The following is a 19,065-nucleotide window of genomic DNA, read 5'->3' as shown; positions in this document are numbered from 1 at the left end:
CCGGCAGCTGATTCTGCGCGACAGAATGCGCGCCCCGGCAAGATCAATGCCGGGCTAACTTTGGATAACGATACGGTAACAGCGCGTAACGATCGAGAAGTCCTCCCGCGCCGCAGCCACTAGCAACACACTCGTCACAAGAAACACCCCCGCCACCCCTGAACTGCAGGTTTTCAAAGAGTGAAGATCGTCACAATTTGGGCTGGCAACTACACTCCAAAGACGCTCGCGAAGGTTTCCTTCACTTCAGCCGCCAACTCTTCCACGTCCTGACCACGCGCCTCAGCAATGCAAGTATAAGTGTGGCCAATAAGCGACGGCTCATTGCGCGCACCGCGGAAAGGCTCCGGAGTCATGTACGGCGCGTCGGTCTCAATAAGCAGCTGACCCGCCGGCGCAAGTGCCGCGGCTTGGCGCATCTCTTCGTTGCGTTTGAAGGTCACGTTGCCGGCGAAGGACAACACATAGCCGCGCTCAAGAGCTTCCTCGGCCACTTTCAGCGGTGAGGAGAAGCAGTGCAGCATCACCTTCGGCGCCTCCGCACACTCCCCTAGTACTCGCAGGAGGTCCTCATCGGCCTCACGGTTGTGGATCATGAGCGTCTTTCCTACCTTCGCCGCCAGCTCCGCATGCCAGCGCAGGGCTTCCTCCTGGACGTCAAGCGGCGCAGTGCGCTCCGGCTCGTGGTGAATCCAGTAGGTATCCAGCCCCGTTTCACCAATGGCCACGCAGCGCGGGTCCGCCGCCATCTCACTCAGGCGAGCACGGGCGGCCTCATCTAGTTCCTGCGCCTTCGTCGGGTGAATCGCGCACGCTGCATACACGTTGTCGAACTCGTGCGCCGCGGCCAGCGCCTTCTCCGCTTCTGCCAGACCATCACCTACGGTGACGATGCGCTCAACTCCAGCGGCACGAGCGCGGGAAACGAGGTCGACGTCAGCGTCGCGGCAGGAGGCGAGGTGCGTGTGGGCGTCGATAAGCTGGCTCAAACCTTCGGCGGGCACGGGCGTGGGGCGTGGCTTCTTTTTAGACATGGCTGCGAGTGTAGTCTTGCGCGCAGGTTAATCGGTGAAGCGGTAAACGCCGATGTCCCCCGCAGTGACCGCCACTCTACGTTGGGCTGGGCGCTCTACCACACCCCCACCTCGCTCCAAAGGCCCGGCTGGGAAAGTGGTACTCCTCGTGGCGGACAACATCGCATCCATCAAGTTGCATGAGAAGTTCGGTTTTGCCACTGTAGGAACTCTAAAAGAAGTCAGCCGCAAAGCTGGGCAGTGGTTAGACCTTGCCCACTTGCAACTCATGGTTTAAGGATTACCCGTATGCACGTTCGTCCCGCAGTGCTTGACGACGCCCCCTCCATCGCCACCATCTACAACGCCGCTTCCGCCGCAACGCCGGCGGCCAACCTGGTGACATGGCAGGAATCCGTCGAGGACCGCAAGCAGTGGCTGGCACAGATGGAGAAAGACGACTATCCCGTCTTCGTCGCCGTGGACGACGACGAAATCGTTGGCTGGGCCGCGTACTTCCAGTTCGTTACTCCCGCCATCTATTACGGCACTGCGGAGGACTCCGTCTACATTGCTGAATCCGCACGCGGCAAAGGCGTGGGCAGTGAGCTCATGGCCACGCTCATGGATCACGCGCAGGACAACGACTACGTCCAGACCATGATCACCTACATCGTGGATACCAACGAGGCGTCCATTGCCCTGCACAAGAAGTTCGGCTTCGTAGAAACCGGCCGCATGCCCAACATCCACACTAAGGACGGCGTGCGCCTCGGCTTGGTTCACTTGCAGCGCGACTTCGACCGTTTCTAGCGCGGTGCCGCTAGCGGCGTGATGGCTTCCAATTCCGAACGGAATTTCTGCTCCGCCGTGTCTAAGTCGTAATGGTTCTGTATTCCCATCCAAAACTCAGGACTCATCCCGAAAAATCGGGCCAGCCGGAGAGCCATATCGGCATCTACGTCCGCTCTCCCCTCAAGGATCTCGTCGACACGACGCTGCGCAACGCCAAGAGACTGTGCGAGCGAGTGATGGCTTAGCCCCAGTTCCTAAAGAAATTCCTCTTTCAGGATTTCTCCCGGATGCACTGGGGGAAGCAGATCGGTGCTTTCCATCTTCAGTCTCCTTTAGTCTCTGTAGCAGCCCCCATAGCTTTCATCGTCTCTTTAAGAATACAGAGTGCATCGCGGCGAGGTGGCGCGCTGTCTAGGACACGAGCTCGTCGTCGATGTAGACCTGCGCGGTCGCGCGCAGGCCTGCCACCAGCATGCATAGTGAGAGGACCATGAGGCCGATAAGCACGGCAGTCCAGTTGCCGGTGGCGCCGCGCACGACGCCAACAAGCAACGGCACGAGCCCCGCGAGGATGTAGCCGCCGGGCTGAACGAAGCCAGACAAGCGCGCAGTGGTCAACGCGCTGCGCGTACGGGCGGTGAGAAGAGCCAGTGCCAAGGGGAAGCACATGCCGCCAATTCCCATGAGGGATGCCCATGCCAATGGGGCGGCGTCGGCAGCCAGCAGCACACCGGCCCATCCTGCACACGTACACAGGGCAAGCACCACGGGCACAGGTGCCAACCGGTCCAGCCGCGAAATGAGCCACGGCATGACCACGCCGCCGACAATATTGAACACACCGATAATGGCTAAGGCCACGCTCGCGGTGTTCTCCCCCACGCCTTTGTCCACGAGCATGCGGGGCAGCCAACCCATCTGGACATAGGCCATGGTGGACTGCAGGCCAAAGAAGAAGAGCATGGCCACAGCAGTCGGCGAGGTGTACATGGGGCGTGGGGCGCCAGCACCGTCGACCGCACCAAGAGCCACATCGCGTCCCGCGCGCGGCAGCACCACGCTCCACGCGATGAGCTGAGCGACTGCCGGCAGGCACCATACCCACAATGCCCCTTGCCAGGTCTGCTGCGTCACCGCCGACAGTGGTCCCAACGCGCTGGAGACGCCCAACATCGTGGTGTACGTCGTCATGAGCGCTACCAGCGTGCGGCCAGAGCCGTGCTGTTTAATCCACGCCGGAAGCAGGATATTCGCCAACGCAATCCCCGCCACCACGCACAAGGTGAGCGCGACGAACAGCGAGAAACTACCTACCCACGGGCGCAGCGCCAATCCTGCAACGAGCAAGAAAGTTCCAGCGGCCAACGTGCGGCTCAACCCCACGCGGCGCGCAATAGGAACGGCAGCTAGGCCCATCACGGCAAAGCACAATCCAGGCAACGCAGTAAGAAGACCGGCTGCGCCGGAACTAATGCCAAAGTAGTCTTGGATTTGCCCTAAAACCGGCGCTACTGATGCAATGCCGGATCGCAAATTTACCGCCGTGAGGCACACGACGGTAAAGAGCAAGGCAGGCGCAAGAGTGCGCCGGAACGCCTGACCCACGAGAACTACTTCTGGACCGGGGCCCATTCCGGGCCGGTTTCACCGAGCTCAGGGTCGAGTTTGGCCACGAGTGGCTTCGGCTTCTGCAGCACCGTGCCGGGGGTGACGTCGATGCGCTGCCACACTGCCTGCTGGCCTGTGTAGTCACCCGTGATGATCGGGTATGGGTGGTTCTCCGGTGGGAGATTCACGCCGACGAGCTCAACCGGAATATCGTCAACGACGTCTTCAACACGTGGCTGCGCGGCCCACTCGCCCTCGCGGCCCAAGGTCTCGTGCACCTTCTGGGCAGTGAACGGCAGGAACGGCGTGAGCATGACGTTGCAGTCAGACACCACCTGGAGTGCCGTCCACAGGACGGTTGCCAGACGCTCACGCTGGGTCTCATCCTTAGCCAGTTTCCACGGCTCCATGGCAGCAACGTAGGCGTTGGCCTCACCGACAACGTGCATGATGGCAGTCATAGCCTGCTTGAACTTGGACTGCTCAAGGAATTCCGCGGCGGTGGCGAAGGTCTCCTCCGACAGGGCCAAAATATCCTTATCGGCCTGTTCCAGAGCAGCCGGCGCCGGCACTTCGCCGAAGTTCTTGAACGCCATTGACACAGTGCGGTTGACCAGGTTGCCCCAGCCATTCGCCAGCTCGTTGTTGATGCGGCGAACAAACTCATCCCAGGTGAAGTCGGTGTCATTGTTCTCAGGTCCCGCCACCGAGATGAAGTAGCGCAAGGCGTCTGGACCAAACTCCTTCAGGAAGTCCTTGACATAAATGACCACGCCCTTGGAGGAGGAGAACTTGGAGCCCGACATAGTCAGGTACTCCGAGGACACGATCTCCGTGGGGAGGTTCAGCTCACCATAGATGTGCTCCTCCCCGCCCTTGGAGCCCTTGCCCGCGTAGCCCAGCAATTCAGCTGGCCAAATCTGGGAATGGAAGGTGATGTTGTCCTTGCCCTGGAAGTAGTAGTGGCGAGCCTCCGGGTTCTGCCAGTACTGCTTCCACGCATCCGGGTTTCCGGTGCGGTAGGCCCACTCAATGGAGGAGGACAGGTAACCGATGACGGCATCGAACCACACGTATAGCTTCTTTGCGCCGTTATCCTGCCAGCCCTCGACCGGAATCGGGATACCCCAGTCAATATCGCGGGTCATGGTGCGCGGGCGCATATCCTCCAGCAGGTTGAGGGAGAACTTCAGTACGTTCGGGCGCCAATCCTCACGGGTCTTGAGCCACTTTTCAAGCGCGTCCTTAACGGAGGGAAGATCAAGGAGAAAGTGCTCGGTCTCAATGAATTCCGGCGTTTCGCCGTTAATCTTGGACACCGGGTTGATGAGGTCCACCGGATCCAGCTGGTTGCCGCACTCATCGCACTGATCACCGCGGGCACCGTCGGCGCCGCAAATGGGACAGGTGCCTTCAATGTAGCGGTCCGGCAAGGTGCGTCCCGTGGAGGGTGAAATAGCACCCTGGGTGGTTTCCTTAATCATGTAGCCGTTCTCGTAGAGCCCCTTGAACAGCTCCTGCACTACCGCGTAGTGGTTGCGCGTGGTGGTGCGGGTAAACAGGTCATAAGACAGGCCGAGCCCAGCCAAGTCGGTAACAATCTGCCGGTTGTAGCGGTCCGCTAGCTCGCGGACAGTCACGCCTTCTTTATCTGCCTGAACGAGCAGCGGGGTGCCATGCTCATCCGTACCGGAGACCATGAGAACATCATTGCCGCGCATTCGTTGGAAACGGGCAAACACATCAGAAGGAACGCCGAAGCCCGCCACGTGTCCGATGTGGCGGGGTCCGTTGGCATAAGGCCAAGCAACATTAACGACAACTGTCTCAGTCATGCCCTCTACTCTATCGAACACCCCCTCACCGTACGTGCAGTGAGGGGGTGTAAAAGAGGGCGCGGTGAGGCGCTTGACGGGCGATTCTTCGCCAGCGTTTTAAACGTTAGTGCTTCTGCTTCTGCTGGCGGCGACGCTCCTTGTAGGCCTGTGCGCGCTGGAACTCGCGGTGCAGACGACGCTCGCGGGCCAGCTTGCGCTGGAAGGCCTGGGATTCGCGGTACTCCTGGTAGATGACGTCATTGCTCAGGTCCTTGTAGATAGCAAACATGAGGCCAACGACGATGAAGAGGAAGGGCAAGGCTGCCACGATGGTGACATTCTGCAGGTTGGACAGTGAATCCTCGCTAGAGAGCAACAAGGTCAAGCCAACCGCAGCGGTGAGCACACCCCAGACGGCGGACAGCCACGGCTTAGCGGTGGTCGCACCAGACTGGGACATGGAACCCATGACGGTCGACGCGGAGTCTGCCGATGTGATGAAGAACGTTGCCAGCAGGATTGCGGCGACAATGCCAGCGATGAAGCCACCAGGCAGGTTCTGCAGAAGATTAAACAGCTCCTGCTCCGCGGAGTCACCCGAGATGGAGTTGCCGTTTTGCTCCATGTGGATGGCGGTACCGCCAAAGATGGCGAACCATACGGTGGACACACCAGCCGGTACGAGGAGCACACCGATGCAGAATTCGCGCACGGAGCGGCCGCGGGAAATGCGGGCCAAGAACATGCCGACGAATGGGGACCAAGACACCCACCATGCCCAGTAGAAGATGGTCCACGTGGACAGCCACTCACCAGCAGTACCGTTGTTGGACTCGGCGGTACGGGCGATCATCTCGGTGAAGTTGGCCAAGTAGTTGCCAATGGAACCAGGAATCTGGTTGAGGATCGTCACCGTGGGGCCCAGGATGAACACGAAGATGGCCAGCAGGGCAGCCAGGACCATGTTGGCGTTAGAAAGGTACTGAATGCCCTTGCCCACGCCGGACATCGCGGACAGGATGAAGGCTAGGGTCAGCACGAGCACGATGCCAATAACCACGCTCTGGGACGGATTCTCAATGAGACCGGACGCCTCAAGGCCCGCCTGGATCTGGGTAGCGCCGAGACCCAGGGAGCAGGCGGTACCGAAGACAGTGGCGAAGATGGCCAGGATGTCAATGATCTTGCCCACGGCACCGTCAGCATTGCGCTGACCGATGAGCGGCACAAAAGTCTGGCTCAGCAGCTGCTTGCGGCCGATGCGGAACGTCGAGTACGCAATGGCCAGGCCAACGATGGCGTAGACCGCCCATGGGTGCAGCGTCCAGTGGAACATAGCAGTGGCCATGGCCGTACCGACTTCATGTTCACCATGACCGGGAACGCCGTTCTTGAAGTAGTTGAGTGGCTCGGACGCACCATAGAACATCAGACCAATGCCCATACCGGCGGCGAACATCATGGCAATCCACGACACCGTGGTGAACTCGGGCTCTTCGTTAATCTCACCCAAGCGAATGGTGCCGAACTTCGACAATGCGATGAAGAGCACGAAGACGACGAAAATGGTGCCGAAGAGCACGTAAGCCCAACCAAAGTTGTTGACCACGAAGCTCAGCGCGTTGCTGGCGAAAGTACCAAAGTTATCCGGTGCAGCAAGTCCCCATGCCACGAACGCGGCGACGAGGATGCCGGCGAAGCTCACAATGGTCCAATCGATTGGCGAGTCAATACCGCCGGGGCCAAAGTCCTCCTCCGCCGTGTCCTTCTCTTCTGCCGGAACCGTGTGGGCGTCTGGGTTGAAGGACCTGTTGTTCAGCATGTCCTGGAGCTGGCTCGTAGCGGAGGCAGCCTCGAGGCGCTCGTCAACAGTGTGGTAGTCGTCCACCGCGCTCGGGGAGCTAGCTCCGCTCGGGACGGCCGACGACACCTCCGTGTCCTTTAGCTTGTCTGCATTGGTCGAGTCTGTCATAGCTTCAGACCTTGGTGTCATCCCACCAACTAGTCAACCTGCGAGCCACGTAAAAATGCACTGTAGAGCGCCGTTATACCTGGAGTGGGCGCCGTAGCCTGTGCTTTTCGACGCCTCCCCTTCCCCATCCCGGGCCGTCAACCACCCGCGACTGTGCAGCTGACGGCTCATTTTAGGCCACCACACTGAGTGAACACAGGCGGGATCTATAACGAAGCAATAACAATTGGCGTAAAAGAGACTGTGCTCACCACCATCCGTCGATGCTAGATAATCCCACACCTACGGCTTCTGCTCGCCACGGGCGGAAAGATAGGCATCATACAGTTCGCGGTTTGACCACTCAGTACCGGCGGCCGCCTGCTTGCACGCATCCTTGGCGCGCACGCCGCGATCCACCTCGCTTCGGACCTGCGCTACGAGCTCGTCCAGAGAGGCCGGTTCGGCCGCGCCGCCTTCGATGACCACGGTGATTTCGCCCCGCGCATTCTCTTCAGCCCACTCCGCCAACTCACCCAAAGTGCCGCGCTTGACCTCTTCGTAGGTTTTAGTCAGCTCGCGGCATACGGCAGCGCGGCGTTCGGTGCCGAGGATTAAGGAGGCGTCGGCAAGCGTCTGCGCCAGGCGGTGTGGCGACTCAAAGAAGGCAATCGCGCGGCGCTCACCTACCAAAGACTCCAACCAAGCCTTGCGGGGGCCAGGTTTGCGTGGAGGGAAAGCATCGAAAAGGAAGTGCCCGACACCCAGGCCTGAGAGCGCCAAGGCAGTAGGTACTGCCGAAGGTCCGGGGAAGCAGGTGACCGGAACACCCGCCTCCACGGCAGCATCCACAATGGAATGGCCAGGGTCGGACACGAGCGGCATGCCGGCGTCTGAGACGACGAGGACCGTTCCCGTGCGGGCAGCGTCCACGAGCATGCGAGAGCGTTCCGCCTCGTTATGGTCAAAATTGGAGACCACCTTGCCGCGGATCTCCGCCCCTAAAGCAGCGGCCAGATTGCGCACACGGCGGGTATCTTCCGCGGCAATAATATCGGCGTGGCCCAAGGCCTGAATGAGGCGTGCGGACGCATCACCAGGATTGCCCAGAGGAGTCGCGGCGAGAATGACACCGCGCGGCAAAGGTTCAAGCTGAAGACTCATACTCCCCAGCATGGCACACGCACGCTAAACTCTTCCGAGTGAGTATCGCAGAGCCCATCGCCCGACCCGTCCGACAGGACCGCAAGGATGTGTCTGGTCGCCATACGCGTCCGGCACCGCCCGCACCCCGTCCCTACGTGTGGACCCGCTCGGACACCATCAGCACGGCTATCATCGCCGTGCTGGCGTTCATCACACGTTTCGCAGGCCTGCGGGCGCCAGTCTCTGAAGGAACCCCGGTCTTCGATGAGAAGCACTACGTTCCCCAGGCCTGGGACATGGTCACCAGCTGGCATAACCTCTTTTTGGGCGGCATCGAATCCAACCCCGGATACGGCCTTGTGGTGCACCCGCCTCTCGCCAAGCAAATTGTGGCGCTTTCCGAATCAGTCTTTGGCTATACCCCTATGGGCTGGCGGTTCATGACCGCCCTCTTCGGCGTCGGCACCGTGCTGCTCACCATGGCTCTGGCTCGCCGTCTCTCTGGTTCCTGGCAGGTAGGTTTCCTGGCGGGTCTTCTAGCAGTGTGCGATGGTGTGCTGCTGGTGTCCTCAAAGTTCGGCATGCTCGATATCTTCCAGGTCTTCTTTGTCGTCGCCGCTGCGTGGGCCCTAGCTCGCGACCACCAGCAGATGCGTGAGCGCCTCCACACTGCATTCATCACCGGGACGATGGGAACGTCCGACTTCGGTCCGCGTTTTGGTTTCCGCTGGTGGCGCTTCACCGCCGGCGTTTTCTTGGGTCTTACCCTGTCAATAAAGTGGTCTGGCCTGTACTACATCATGTTCTTCGGCCTCATGAGCGTCTTTTCCGATCTGGCCCTACGCCGTCTCTACGGCGTTCGCCGCTATGTCGTCGGCACTCTGATTCGCGATACTCCGGCGGCACTAGCTTCCCTCGTTGCTGTGCCCGTGGCGCTCTACGTGTGGTCATGGCGCGCGTGGTTTGCTGATGAGACTGCTGTATACCGCCATGCCAAAGTCGACGGCACCATCGAAGAGGGGTCTTGGCTCCTACACCTCCCAGAGCCGATTGCCGGCTGGTTCTACTACCACTCCTCAGTATTGGAGTTTCACGCCTCACTGACATCCTCAGGCGGCCACAGCCACCCATGGGACTCCAAGCCGTGGGCCTGGCTGGTGGCAGCGCGCCCCATTCTCTATTACTCCTCCACCGACCTCACCTGCCGGGGAGGTGGCGAGTGCCGCAAGATGCTGTTCCTCTTTGGTACTCCCGCCATTTGGTGGCTGGTGATCCCCGCTGTGCTGTGGGGCCTGTGGTCGCTCCTCGTGCGCCGCAACCGAGCTTTCCTTATTCCACTCGTGGGCGCGGCAGCCGGTTTCTTGCCGTGGCTCATGGTTTTTGACCGCCAGATGTACTTCTTCTATGCCACGGCTTTTATCCCCTTTGTCATCGTGCTTATCGCCCTCGCTTTGGGGCAAATGATTGGTCGTGGACGCGAGCTCACATGGCCGTGGATTACGTCGCTCTTTGGCTCCGCGGTCCCCCTGGGCACCTTCCTCACAGTGTGCTACGCCGCGCTGGTGGTAGCCATGTTCGCGTACTTCTCCCCTATCCTCTACGGATTCATGATTCCCGAGTCCTGGTATCACTCGATGATGTGGCTACCGTCGTGGACCTAGTCCCTAGCGGGGGCTCGCAGTAAGCGCGCGGTACACATCGCGCAACACAAAACCTCGGTCTGCAGCCCACGCCCAGCCGAGTCCGGCAGCAGCCAAACCAGTAGCGATGAGAATGTAGATCTGGCCAGCGCCCACGGTGCCCAATGCGAAGTCGCGCATGGTAAATCCGAAGAGGAAGGCAAACATGGTGCACACCACCGGCAACAGGCCAGGCGCCGATGCTGGACGCCATGCGGCAAAGCCTAATCCACTAGCCAGCCCGAAACGCAGAGCGGCTGCGTCCATAAGCAGGCGGGCACGCTCCGGATCCGCTCCTTCCGCGAGGGTTCCCTCGGTACCAGAGGTGGTCAGGCCAGCAGCACTCACGACGACCACGATGGCCCATACGAGGAAAACAGCGGAAAGAACACCAAGACTCACCCGCGCCAGCGTCAGCGATGCCTGACGAGCGCTGGAGGCGCGCTGCCATTCTGGTTCCACGCCGGCGAGGATGACCTCAGACAAATCTCGCGGAGGTGCCCCCGCCGGTTCCACCTGACTCAACGAACGTGACAACGAGGCGGCCTTATCGCGGAATGCGGCACACTCCGCGCACCCAGAAACATGCGCCTCAATGACGTCCGGCGATAGTTGGGGGGCTTCACCATCAAGCTGTGCGGAGATAGCCGCCTGCACCTGCTCATGCGTCAGCACGGCTTAACACTCCATCTACGCTGGCGCGGCCGGAACCGAACACGACAATCATGAGCAGGGACACGATGAGGACCAACGGATACTCGATGCCGCCATCCGCGCTAAAGAGTCCATTGCCCAAGTGCACAAAATACAGGGCACAGGCCATAAGAAGAGCCAATGCACCTGCAACAAACGTGGTGAGCAATCCCACGACAAGGGCCGCTCCACCAATCATTTCCGCGATGCTGGCCAAGTAGGCCGACAGTTGCGGTTGCGGAATTCCCAGTGCAGAGAATTGGCCGGTGGTTTCATCCATTCCGGTAAAGAACATTTTGTCCACGCCGTGTGCCACAAAGATGATTCCCAGCACTGCGCGGAGGATGAGCAGTGCGGCATCGCGAACGGCGGGTCGATTCATGCTTCATAGACTACCCTGGATGCCCACTGCCCCACGAAAGGACTCCCACACCATGCGCGCTTGGCTTAGCGTGGATTCGCCCGTTGGCCCACTTACCCTCGTCGCAAGCGTTGAGGGCTTGTCCCACGTCTACTTTCGCACCGAGGAACCTGACCTCAGCGAAGCCACGAAAGCCACTCGCGTCACGAACGTCGAGCTTGCCCACGACGATCAGAATGAGGACACAGCATTGACGGTGTTAAGCGACGCCTCCCGGCAGCTCGCCGAGTACTTCGCGGGCAGTCGCAAGAGTTTCGAGCTGCTTCTCGACGTCCCCACTCCCCCGCTCACCTTCCGCAGCCGCGCCCAGCACGTACTACAAAGAATTCCCTATGGCGGGCGCTGGACGTATGCCCAGCTAGCCCAGGCAGCGGGAAGCGCCGGTGCGGTTCGGGCAGCGGGCAGTGCCTGCGCCACCAACCCGCTGCCCATCGTGGTTCCCTGTCACCGGGTGGTGCGCGCGGACGGCCATATTGGCGCTTACCGTGGAGGCCCAGATATTAAGCGCTTCCTCTTGGAGCTTGAAGAACGCTTCATTCGAGAGCACACCGGCGGGAACCCTTGAGAGGTATGCACAGTCTAAGAAGGTATGACTGTTACAGAGATGACACCACCCACACCTGAGATGACGAACGATACGGGACTTGTTTACGGCGAAGACGGCCTCGGCCGCCCCGCTTGGGCAGTGGCTTCACCGCTGCTCAAGCACTATTACGACACGGAATGGGGCATGCCCATCCACGAGGAATCGGGGTTGCTGGAGCGCCTCTGCCTCGAGGGCTTTCAATCTGGATTGAGCTGGGAGCTCGTGTTGCGCAAGCGCGAGGCTTTTCGCGAAGCTTTTGTTGGATTTGATGCGGATTTACTCGCCAGCTTTGGGGACGAGGAAGTTGAACGTCTCATGGACAATGAGCGCATTATCCGCAACCGGCTGAAGATTACCTCTGTGCTCACCAACGCCAAGGCCACGGTGGCCTTGCGCGAGGAAGGCGGGCTCGATGAGTTTATATGGAGCTTCCTCCCGGAGGAGACCATCGCCCCCGAACGGGAGGAAGATATCCCCAAGTACACGCAGGAAGCTCAAGACATGTCCAAGGCTCTAAAGAAAGCTGGTTTCAAGTTTGTCGGACCTGTAACCTGCTTTTCCCTTATGGAGGCCATCGGCATGGTCGATGCCCACCTCGTGGGCTCGCACCGCCGAGGGACCTCCGGAATCTGGCCGGCTTAACCAGCCTCCTCAGAGATGCCCGAGTCGCCTGAGGTACCAGACGTGGTAGAGGATTAAGGGCAGGCTAGTCCTTGGGAGTTAACCCACGCGGCGCGCGGCGAGGTCATCGCGGCGTTGACGTGGCGAGCTGTGCGGACCGTCAAAGCCGCCATCGCTATCATCCTCGTCATAGACCGGCAGGAAGTCGAAATCGGGGCTTTCATCGTCTATCTCCAAGACGAGTGCGCCCGGTCGGCGGAGGTTCGGCGGCAGGGACTCAGCGGGGTTGTCCGCGTTCCGCACGCCAAGGCGTGCACGGCGCAGATGGTAAACGCGACGACGGAGCAGCTCCTGCTCACGGCGCACCTGGGAGCGCAAGGCCACCAGGTAGATAGTGGTGATGGCACCGGTAATGCCGGCGAACCACCACGTCCATCCCCCCACCACGATGCCGAGGCACACAGTGGCTACCACGGCGATGGCCAAGCCAATGAGCGTGCGCTGACGGCGCTGATAACGAGTTGCTGAGGCCTCCTTCTCCTTGACAGGGTCCCAACCGCCGCGTCCGAGCCGGCGTTGTGCGAAAGCAAGTTCTTCCGCGGAGAGTTCAGTATCGGAGTCACTGGTCATCCGCTTGTCAGCGTCCGAGTCTGCCGTGATGGTCTCGCTCACGGGTAGGGCAACTCTAGACTCGGCGGCGTCCGATTCTCCAGCTCCCTCAGAGCCGTTAGAACCGGCCGCAGCGTTGGCGCCGTCGGCCACGTCTGAGTACTCCGGCGCATCGATCGCTCCTGGGTACAGAAGGTCCACCGGTGAGGTGTAGGTTTCATCGTGCTCATAAGCGTCCTCAGCCACGGAAGCATTAGCCGGAACCGTGAAGACCTCAGCCGCGGAAGCATCAGTGCGGCCGGTGGCATTCTCCACGCCCTCTGCGTCTTCTGCGCGCTCCTCATCCACGATCACGTCGTCGTCATCGTCGTCATCGTCCTCATCTTCTAAGTCGGCTTTCGCGTCAGCCTGCGCAGCGCTGGCAGGCACCGCCTGAGCATTTTCCGCACCGTCTGTGCCAGCGTCGCTATCGATGCCGTCCTCAAACTCCGTGGCTGCTTCGACCACTTCGCCGTCGATAGTCGCCGCAACAGTATCAGCATCCTCGGCTTCCCCACGTGAGGATTCCGCGGAGCGGGAGCTATCCGCCGCGGGATCATCAGCAATAACCAGTTCGTAATCAGCGTCTGCGTCGTCGGCCGAACTGTAACTGCTCGGACGCACATCGTCCTTGCCAAGTCGCGGCTTGCGGCGCCCAAGAACCGAACCGGAGTCCCCCTCAAAAAGCACACGCGTCTCTTCAAATGCCTCACCGGTGTGGCTCATTGGGCGCTGGGAGCGTAGCAACCAGGGCGCGAGAATGAAAAGCCACACCACAATGACGAGAATGATGGGCACAGTGGTCATCATGAGGAGGGTCCCACTTTCCAGGGTCGACGAAAAGGGAGTACAACTAGGCCCCCACTCTAGCCGCCTACGGGCTCATTTCGGGCATTGTCGGCCGCAAAATTACAAGGTTGTGACTTATGTGAAAGCAGAGGTAGTTAAGCTTTAGACAACTCGGCCGGCAGCTCGCAGACGCACCACTGCACTGGATGCAAAGTCCTCCCGGTTAAGCGCCAAGAAGTGATGATCACGCCACGCGCCATCGATATGGAGATTGCGGCGCAGAAAACCTTCATCCCGGAAACCGTTATTGTGCAGGACCTTGCCGGAGGCAGGATTTTCTGGGAGATACGTCGCGGTGACGCGGTGCAAGCCAACACGGTAAAAGGCATGATCCACCCCCAGGGCGCAGGCGGCGGTAGCGATGCCTGCGCGATGCACACCCGAATGTACCCAGTAGCCAATCCAGCATTCACTGACCCCACCATGCTGGATATTGCCTAAGGTCAGTTGGCCACGAAACTGCCCATCGACCTCAATGACGAGGGGAACGACCGTCCCTGAACGCGCCGATTCGCGCAGGAACATCAAATGGTTCCACCAAGCGGACTGGGAATGCGCGGAGGCCCACTCCGTCGGCAGCGTCGGCTCCACTGGTTTGAGAAAATCGCGGTCCTCAATGCGCTGCTGACGCCACGCACTACCGTCACTGCGCAACAATGGGCGCAGCCGCACGTTCAGGCCTTGGGGGAAAGCCGCGGTGCCCCGCATTCTTAGCGAAGGTGTAGCCTCCGGCCAGCCGGGGTGGTCAGGATTGACCGCACCGCTGGCAGGTCTCGACAGCCGTCCGGCGGCGGTTCCAAAGGGATCGAGCATGGCCCTAGCTGCGTTGGGTTAAGAACATGACGTCGACGACATCGCCCGGACGAATCTCCGTCACATCCTCAGGAATGCGAATCATGGCGTTGGCCTCGGACAAACCCGCAAGCAAGTGGGCTGGTGCACCCGAGGCGCCGCCGAGACCTTCCACCAGGTAGTCGGACGTTTCTGCATCGCGCATGAGGCGCGCACGAATAAACCCGCGGCGGCCGGGACGGGATTCCACATGGTTGAGTACTCGTGCTCGCACCACGCGGCGCTGACCAGAGCGTTTGCCCAGTGACAGCTTGATGAGTGGGCGAACAAAGACTTCAAAGATGACGAGAGCCGACACCGGGTTCGATGGCAACAGGAACGTCGGAATGCGCTCCTCACCCAAGAGCCCAAAGCCCTGAACTGAGCCTGGGTGCATTGCGACGCGAGAGGTATCGACATCACCAAGCTCATCAAGGACCTCCCGGATCTCCTCCGCACCGGCACCGCCCACGGCCCCTGAAATAACTAGGACTTCACTACGTGCCAGATAAGTCTCCAGTGCTTCGCGCACGCGGCGCGGTTCACCGGCCGCGATACCCACGCGCTGTACGTCGGCACCTGCTTCCTTAGCGGCCGCCGCCAAGGAGTAGGAGTTGACGTCAAACACCTGCCCAAGACCGGGTTCGCGATCAATGTCAACAAGCTCTTTGCCGTAGGACACGATGGTCACGCGCGGGCGCGGATAAGCCAGAACCTTGGAACGGCCCACTGCCGCGAGCAATCCAATCTGTGCTGGTCCCAGGATCGTTCCTGAAGATACCGCGACATCGCCGGGCTGGATATCATCACCCACACGGCGCACGAAATCGCCCGAACGCACTGGACGGTGCGAGGTGACGCGCTTGCGGCCGCGATCTGACCATTCAAGGGGAAGGACGGCGTCAGCGAGAGTCGGCAACGGCGCACCTGTATAGACACGAACCGCCTGCTTAGGCTGCAAGCGAAGCGGCTGACGGGAGCCTGCGGGTACCTCGCCCACCACCGGAAGGGAACGCTCGACTTCCGGCTCCGCAGCAGAGCCATCGACGTCCTCTTCGGACTGTCGTGAGCGAGCTTTGAGCGCCCTTTCACCACCGACGTCGACGGCACGGACAGCGTAACCGTCAATCGCTGCCTGCGGAAAACCCGGCAATGGCTGGTTGGCCTGCACCTCCTCGGCACACTTGAGACCCAGAGCATTCGCGATAGCGATGCGCACCGGTTCCGGGGTCACCGCTGCATCAAGAACAAATGCCATCTGGTCATCGACCGAACGCATAAACCGCCTACCTTTGTTGTGGGCTCTTCAGGGATGAACTAGATCATAATGCGCAGAGGCTAACCCTTGAGGCCGTTCTCTGCCTCATACTCATCCATGATCTGCTTAATCGCCTTGTACAGTGCCGGACCGTACTTCTGATCACGCAGACCAAAATCGACGTTAGCTGGGATATAACCACCCGGGTTACCCAAGTCATGGCGCTTACCTTGGTGTACGACGACATGAACCGGGTGCCCCTCGGTGATGAGCAGCTCAATGGCATCAGTGAGCTGCAATTCGCCGCCCTTACCAGGTTTAATTCGGCGCAAAGCATCAAAAATCTGACGGTCGAGCAGATAGCGGCCAGTTGCCACGAGATTAGACGGTGCGTCCTCTGGGTCGGGCTTTTCCACCATGCCGACGACCTTTTTCACACCCGGGACATTGGTGTCCTCCACATCAAAGACACCATAGTTAAACGTCTCTTCACGGGAGACCTCGAAAGCACACAGCACGCTGCCGCCTAGTGCAGCACGCACGCGCGCCATCTCCCCCATTACGGTGGCGGGGAGAACAATGTCATCCGGCAACATGACGGCGAAGTACTCCTCGTCATCATCCAAAACGGATTCTGCCAGCCCCACCGCGTGCCCCAATCCCAGTGGCTTCTCCTGAGGGACGGAAATGGGGTGGATTAGCTGGGAGGCGCGCTTAACCTTGCCTACCTGTTCGTCTTTGCCGCGGGAATCAAGAGTATCGACGAGTTCAGGAAACTCCTCGAAGTGACGCATCACTTCCTGTTTGTTCGGCGCGGTGATCACAGCCAGGCGCTGGGCGCCGACGGACGCGGCTTCCTCCGCGATCAGCTCAATACCCGGCGTATCTACGACGGGGAGCAGCTCCTTCGGCACAGTTTTTGTGGCGGGCAGAAAGCGGGTGCCCATGCCGGCAGCGGGGACAACAACCGTGGCGATCCCTGTCGAGGAATCCTCATGTGCAATAGCCATAGATTCCAGTTTACAATGCGTCCACCGCGTCACTGCGCTGCGCTACGCGACCATTCTATGATTTATATCCATGACAACTTCCACTAAGGATGCTCTCAGAGCCCAACTTCTCCACGCTCGACGCACACGGAGTGCCGAGCAGCGCGAGGAGGATAATCAAGCCTGGTGTAGAGGGGTACGTTCCCTGTTGACTCCCGAAATGAAGGTGGCTGCTTACTATCCACTGGGAACGGAGCCTGGCGGTTCGGCGTTTGTGGACACTGTCCAGGCAGCCTGCGCGCAGGTGTATCTGCCTATTTCCGCTCCACAGGGCCAGTTACTGTGGTCACTGTACGACGGCCCACACTCCATGCGCCCTGGCGCGCTAGGTATTGCGGAGCCCATCGGCGAGCGCCACTCGAGTTCGATCCTGGCAACACTGGACCTCATTCTGGCCCCAGCTATGGCTGTGAGCCCCTCCGGTATGCGGCTGGGTAAAGGCGCCGGCTATTACGACAGAGCCCTTAGCCCACTGCCAACGGGGCACCCGCCGGTTGTCGCGCTCGTGCACTCCACAGAAGTTCGCGAGGTGCCTTATGAAGAGCACGATCGCCCCGTGGACGGCATCCTTACCGAGCGCGAAATGCGTTGGTTATAGAGCTCTGGGAATAGCACTCTGGGAACCGACTGAACCTAGGCCCAGTCTAAGAAGGCATGGACTTTCTCCAGCTTCTACGCACACCGGGGCACCGGCGCAGCGTTCTCCTGCGCCGCGTACTGGCCTGCGTTTTGCTCGTGGCCGCTGGTCTCAGCGCTGTGGCCTCGACACGTGAGCATCCCCATACCGTTGTCATGGCTCGAGAGGTCAGCGCGGGTGAGAAACTCACACGCGATGATGTCTCCCTAGCCCGCGTCCCTTCCTCCCTGCTTCCTGCCACCGCTGTGGGCAGCAACCCGGAAGACGTGGTGGGCCGAGTGCTCCTGGCCTCCGCCAGCCCAGGAGAAATCCTCACGACGACGCGCCTGCTGAGCTCAGATCTCATCGCAGATTTCGGTATGGAAGATGCCCATCTCATCCCACTCACGTTGGCTGAACCTGAGATAGCTTCGAATCTGCACCATGGCGATACGGTCAACATCGTTGGTGGCAGCAGCACAGGTGAGGCAGAAGCACTAGATGTCGAGTTCTCTGCCGTACATGGTCCAACTATCGCTAGCGGTGCGCGTGTAATCTCCGTAGGCACAACTGATGACGGTGCGAGGGGACGCACATTGCTCGTTGCGCTCCCGGCAGATGCCGCAGAAGCCGTCGCGGCAGCCTCCCTGGCCCAGCCGCTTACGGTCGTCATTGTGGGCGACCGGGCACACAGCTGACCACAACTGTGATAGTCGGCTCGTTTAGGCGCAACGCTGTCTCTACATCTTGCCGGTATCACCACAAACGGACTACGGTATCTCTGTCCACCCTAGGCGCCACAGCCCAACAGCGCAGACGCTGCTGACGGCACCGCGCCGCCACGTGGCCTCTCATCACAGTAATTTTCCACTCAGCCTCGCCTCTTTCTCTAGAGTTTTCCTACTGCCGCACCGATCGCCCTGCGTTCGACCGCGCCGCAGTAAGTCGCGAGGCTATAGCAGATAAGGACATTCCTATGCTCAAGGGCTTTAAAGATTTCATCATGCGCGGCAACGTCATCGAACTCGCCGTAGCAGTCATCATCGGTTCTGCCTTCACCGCAATTGTCACCGCCGTGACGGATCACCTCATCCAGCCGCTCATCAACTCTTTTGGTTCTGCGGACGTTGGCGCTCTCGGATTCGCTATCACTGACAACCCGGATACCTTCCTCGACTTCGGCGCAGTGATTACCGCCGCCATCAACTTCCTCATCATCGCCGCTGTGGTCTACTTCGGCATCGTTGCGCCGATTAACGCACTGACCGAGCGCGCTAAGCGCCGCCAGGGCGTGGACCCGGAGGAAGCTGCCCCGACCTCCGAGCAGCTCCTAGCCGAAATCCGCGACCTTCTCGCTGCTGAGAATGGTGGCACCACCAACACGACGACCAAGTAGGTTCGGCTGTTCACAAGCGTTCACGCTTGCTGTAAGGCCAGCCCTTTCGCGGAGAAAGGGCTGGCCTTCTTTCGTTTTCTGGGGCGGC

General features: G+C 60.2%; 19 protein-coding genes. 7 read left to right on the top strand and 12 right to left on the bottom strand.

Annotation, left to right across the window (positions count from 1 at the left end; all coding sequences use genetic code 11):
• Window positions 1-209: 209 nt before the first annotated feature.
• A complete protein-coding gene (locus tag I6J26_RS10230) occupies window positions 210-1,034 on the bottom strand; it encodes a TatD family hydrolase (RefSeq protein WP_115021489.1) in 825 nt (274 codons plus the stop codon).
• A gap of 288 nt (window positions 1,035-1,322) precedes the next feature.
• Between I6J26_RS10230 and I6J26_RS10225 the strand changes: the two genes are divergently transcribed.
• Window positions 1,323-1,826 carry a GNAT family N-acetyltransferase gene (locus I6J26_RS10225; protein WP_115021488.1) on the top strand — a complete coding sequence of 168 codons (504 nt, stop codon included), beginning with the start codon at window positions 1,323-1,325 and terminating at the stop codon, window positions 1,824-1,826.
• On the opposite strand, the gene I6J26_RS10220 is transcribed toward I6J26_RS10225, so the two are convergent.
• The 5 genes from I6J26_RS10220 to rsmI form a co-directional block, all read right to left on the bottom strand.
• A complete protein-coding gene (locus I6J26_RS10220; protein WP_239121875.1) occupies window positions 1,823-2,059 on the bottom strand; it encodes a HigA family addiction module antitoxin in 237 nt (78 codons plus the stop codon). The two genes, I6J26_RS10225 and I6J26_RS10220, sit on opposite strands and share 4 nt — an antisense overlap.
• A gap of 160 nt (window positions 2,060-2,219) precedes the next feature.
• Window positions 2,220-3,413 carry an MFS transporter gene (locus I6J26_RS10215; RefSeq protein WP_115024256.1) on the bottom strand — a complete coding sequence of 398 codons (1,194 nt, stop codon included), beginning with the start codon at window positions 3,411-3,413 and terminating at the stop codon, window positions 2,220-2,222.
• Window positions 3,414-3,418: 5 nt separating this feature from the next.
• Window positions 3,419-5,251, bottom strand: a complete 1,833-nt coding sequence (metG, locus tag I6J26_RS10210; RefSeq protein ID WP_115021487.1) for a methionine--tRNA ligase — start codon at window positions 5,249-5,251, stop codon at window positions 3,419-3,421.
• A gap of 106 nt (window positions 5,252-5,357) precedes the next feature.
• Window positions 5,358-7,205 (bottom strand): BCCT family transporter, encoded by a 1,848-nt coding sequence (locus tag I6J26_RS10205; protein WP_115021486.1) that lies wholly within the window; start codon window positions 7,203-7,205, stop codon window positions 5,358-5,360.
• 282 nt (window positions 7,206-7,487) lie between these two features.
• Window positions 7,488-8,348 carry a 16S rRNA (cytidine(1402)-2'-O)-methyltransferase gene (rsmI, locus tag I6J26_RS10200; protein WP_115021485.1) on the bottom strand — a complete coding sequence of 287 codons (861 nt, stop codon included), beginning with the start codon at window positions 8,346-8,348 and terminating at the stop codon, window positions 7,488-7,490.
• A gap of 44 nt (window positions 8,349-8,392) precedes the next feature.
• Here rsmI and I6J26_RS10195 point away from each other — a divergent pair, with 44 nt between their 5' ends.
• Window positions 8,393-9,991 (top strand): dolichyl-phosphate-mannose--protein mannosyltransferase, encoded by a 1,599-nt coding sequence (locus I6J26_RS10195; RefSeq protein ID WP_395858313.1) that lies wholly within the window; start codon window positions 8,393-8,395, stop codon window positions 9,989-9,991.
• A gap of 3 nt (window positions 9,992-9,994) precedes the next feature.
• Here the strand turns inward: I6J26_RS10195 and I6J26_RS10190 are convergent, their stop codons facing one another.
• Both I6J26_RS10190 and I6J26_RS10185 read right to left on the bottom strand, forming a co-directional pair.
• On the bottom strand, window positions 9,995-10,684 hold the full coding sequence (locus I6J26_RS10190; protein WP_115021483.1) for a zf-HC2 domain-containing protein: 690 nt from the start codon (window positions 10,682-10,684) through the stop codon (window positions 9,995-9,997).
• Complete coding sequence (locus tag I6J26_RS10185; protein ID WP_039674551.1) at window positions 10,671-11,084, bottom strand: DoxX family protein; 414 nt, start codon at window positions 11,082-11,084, stop codon at window positions 10,671-10,673. The genes I6J26_RS10190 and I6J26_RS10185 overlap by 14 nt, the downstream gene beginning before the upstream one ends.
• Window positions 11,085-11,103: 19 nt before the next feature.
• Between I6J26_RS10185 and I6J26_RS10180 the strand changes: the two genes are divergently transcribed.
• Both I6J26_RS10180 and I6J26_RS10175 read left to right on the top strand, forming a co-directional pair.
• A complete protein-coding gene (locus I6J26_RS10180) occupies window positions 11,104-11,688 on the top strand; it encodes a methylated-DNA--[protein]-cysteine S-methyltransferase (RefSeq protein WP_239121776.1) in 585 nt (194 codons plus the stop codon).
• A gap of 24 nt (window positions 11,689-11,712) precedes the next feature.
• Window positions 11,713-12,351: a DNA-3-methyladenine glycosylase I gene (locus tag I6J26_RS10175; RefSeq protein WP_239121775.1), complete on the top strand. Its 639-nt coding sequence runs from the start codon at window positions 11,713-11,715 to the stop codon at window positions 12,349-12,351.
• 78 nt (window positions 12,352-12,429) lie between these two features.
• On the opposite strand, the gene sepX is transcribed toward I6J26_RS10175, so the two are convergent.
• The 4 genes from sepX to I6J26_RS10155 all read right to left on the bottom strand — a co-directional run bounded on the left by sepX (window position 12,430) and on the right by I6J26_RS10155 (window position 16,926).
• On the bottom strand, window positions 12,430-13,788 hold the full coding sequence (gene sepX, locus I6J26_RS10170) for a divisome protein SepX/GlpR (protein WP_115021480.1): 1,359 nt from the start codon (window positions 13,786-13,788) through the stop codon (window positions 12,430-12,432).
• A gap of 141 nt (window positions 13,789-13,929) precedes the next feature.
• A complete protein-coding gene (locus I6J26_RS10165) occupies window positions 13,930-14,640 on the bottom strand; it encodes a GNAT family N-acetyltransferase (RefSeq protein WP_115021479.1) in 711 nt (236 codons plus the stop codon).
• Window positions 14,641-14,644: 4 nt separating this feature from the next.
• On the bottom strand, window positions 14,645-15,937 hold the full coding sequence (gene glp, locus I6J26_RS10160; RefSeq protein WP_115021478.1) for a molybdotransferase-like divisome protein Glp: 1,293 nt from the start codon (window positions 15,935-15,937) through the stop codon (window positions 14,645-14,647).
• A gap of 59 nt (window positions 15,938-15,996) precedes the next feature.
• Complete coding sequence (locus tag I6J26_RS10155; RefSeq protein ID WP_115021477.1) at window positions 15,997-16,926, bottom strand: UTP--glucose-1-phosphate uridylyltransferase; 930 nt, start codon at window positions 16,924-16,926, stop codon at window positions 15,997-15,999.
• Between the two features lie 70 nt (window positions 16,927-16,996).
• On the opposite strand from I6J26_RS10155, the gene I6J26_RS10150 reads away from it, so the two are divergent.
• From I6J26_RS10150 to mscL, 3 genes are all read left to right on the top strand, one after another.
• Window positions 16,997-17,563, top strand: coding sequence for a 5-formyltetrahydrofolate cyclo-ligase (locus tag I6J26_RS10150; RefSeq protein WP_115021476.1), 567 nt, complete (start codon window positions 16,997-16,999; stop codon window positions 17,561-17,563).
• A gap of 56 nt (window positions 17,564-17,619) precedes the next feature.
• The gene (locus I6J26_RS10145) at window positions 17,620-18,279 is read left to right on the top strand and encodes an SAF domain-containing protein (RefSeq protein WP_115021475.1); all 660 of its coding nucleotides are present in this window, start codon (window positions 17,620-17,622) and stop codon (window positions 18,277-18,279) included.
• 278 nt (window positions 18,280-18,557) lie between these two features.
• Window positions 18,558-18,977 (top strand): large-conductance mechanosensitive channel protein MscL, encoded by a 420-nt coding sequence (gene mscL / locus I6J26_RS10140; RefSeq protein WP_115021474.1) that lies wholly within the window; start codon window positions 18,558-18,560, stop codon window positions 18,975-18,977.
• The last annotated feature ends 88 nt before the right edge of the window (window positions 18,978-19,065 follow it).

It is taken from the genome of Corynebacterium minutissimum (genome assembly GCF_016889765.1).
Classification (GTDB): Bacteria; Actinomycetota; Actinomycetes; order Mycobacteriales; family Mycobacteriaceae; genus Corynebacterium; species Corynebacterium minutissimum_B.
This window is presented reverse-complemented; position numbering and strand designations above follow the sequence as displayed.

Excerpts from the sequence above, each read along its gene's own strand:
- I6J26_RS10185 (WP_039674551.1), bottom strand. The coding sequence starts at position 11,084 with ATGAATCGACCCGCCGTTCGCGATGCCGCACTGCTCATCCTCCGCGCA.
- I6J26_RS10180 (WP_239121776.1), top strand. The coding sequence starts at position 11,104 with ATGCCCACTGCCCCACGAAAGGACTCCCACACCATGCGCGCTTGGCTT.
- I6J26_RS10175 (WP_239121775.1), top strand. The coding sequence starts at position 11,713 with ATGACTGTTACAGAGATGACACCACCCACACCTGAGATGACGAACGAT.
- I6J26_RS10150 (WP_115021476.1), top strand. The coding sequence starts at position 16,997 with ATGACAACTTCCACTAAGGATGCTCTCAGAGCCCAACTTCTCCACGCT.
- I6J26_RS10155 (WP_115021477.1), bottom strand. The coding sequence starts at position 16,926 with ATGGCTATTGCACATGAGGATTCCTCGACAGGGATCGCCACGGTTGTT.
- rsmI (WP_115021485.1), bottom strand. The coding sequence starts at position 8,348 with ATGAGTCTTCAGCTTGAACCTTTGCCGCGCGGTGTCATTCTCGCCGCG.
- I6J26_RS10230 (WP_115021489.1), bottom strand. The coding sequence starts at position 1,034 with ATGTCTAAAAAGAAGCCACGCCCCACGCCCGTGCCCGCCGAAGGTTTG.
- glp (WP_115021478.1), bottom strand. The coding sequence starts at position 15,937 with ATGCGTTCGGTCGATGACCAGATGGCATTTGTTCTTGATGCAGCGGTG.
- I6J26_RS10165 (WP_115021479.1), bottom strand. The coding sequence starts at position 14,640 with ATGCTCGATCCCTTTGGAACCGCCGCCGGACGGCTGTCGAGACCTGCC.
- I6J26_RS10225 (WP_115021488.1), top strand. The coding sequence starts at position 1,323 with ATGCACGTTCGTCCCGCAGTGCTTGACGACGCCCCCTCCATCGCCACC.
- I6J26_RS10145 (WP_115021475.1), top strand. The coding sequence starts at position 17,620 with ATGGACTTTCTCCAGCTTCTACGCACACCGGGGCACCGGCGCAGCGTT.
- I6J26_RS10205 (WP_115021486.1), bottom strand. The coding sequence starts at position 7,205 with ATGACAGACTCGACCAATGCAGACAAGCTAAAGGACACGGAGGTGTCG.
- metG (WP_115021487.1), bottom strand. The coding sequence starts at position 5,251 with ATGACTGAGACAGTTGTCGTTAATGTTGCTTGGCCTTATGCCAACGGA.
- mscL (WP_115021474.1), top strand. The coding sequence starts at position 18,558 with ATGCTCAAGGGCTTTAAAGATTTCATCATGCGCGGCAACGTCATCGAA.
- sepX (WP_115021480.1), bottom strand. The coding sequence starts at position 13,788 with ATGATGACCACTGTGCCCATCATTCTCGTCATTGTGGTGTGGCTTTTC.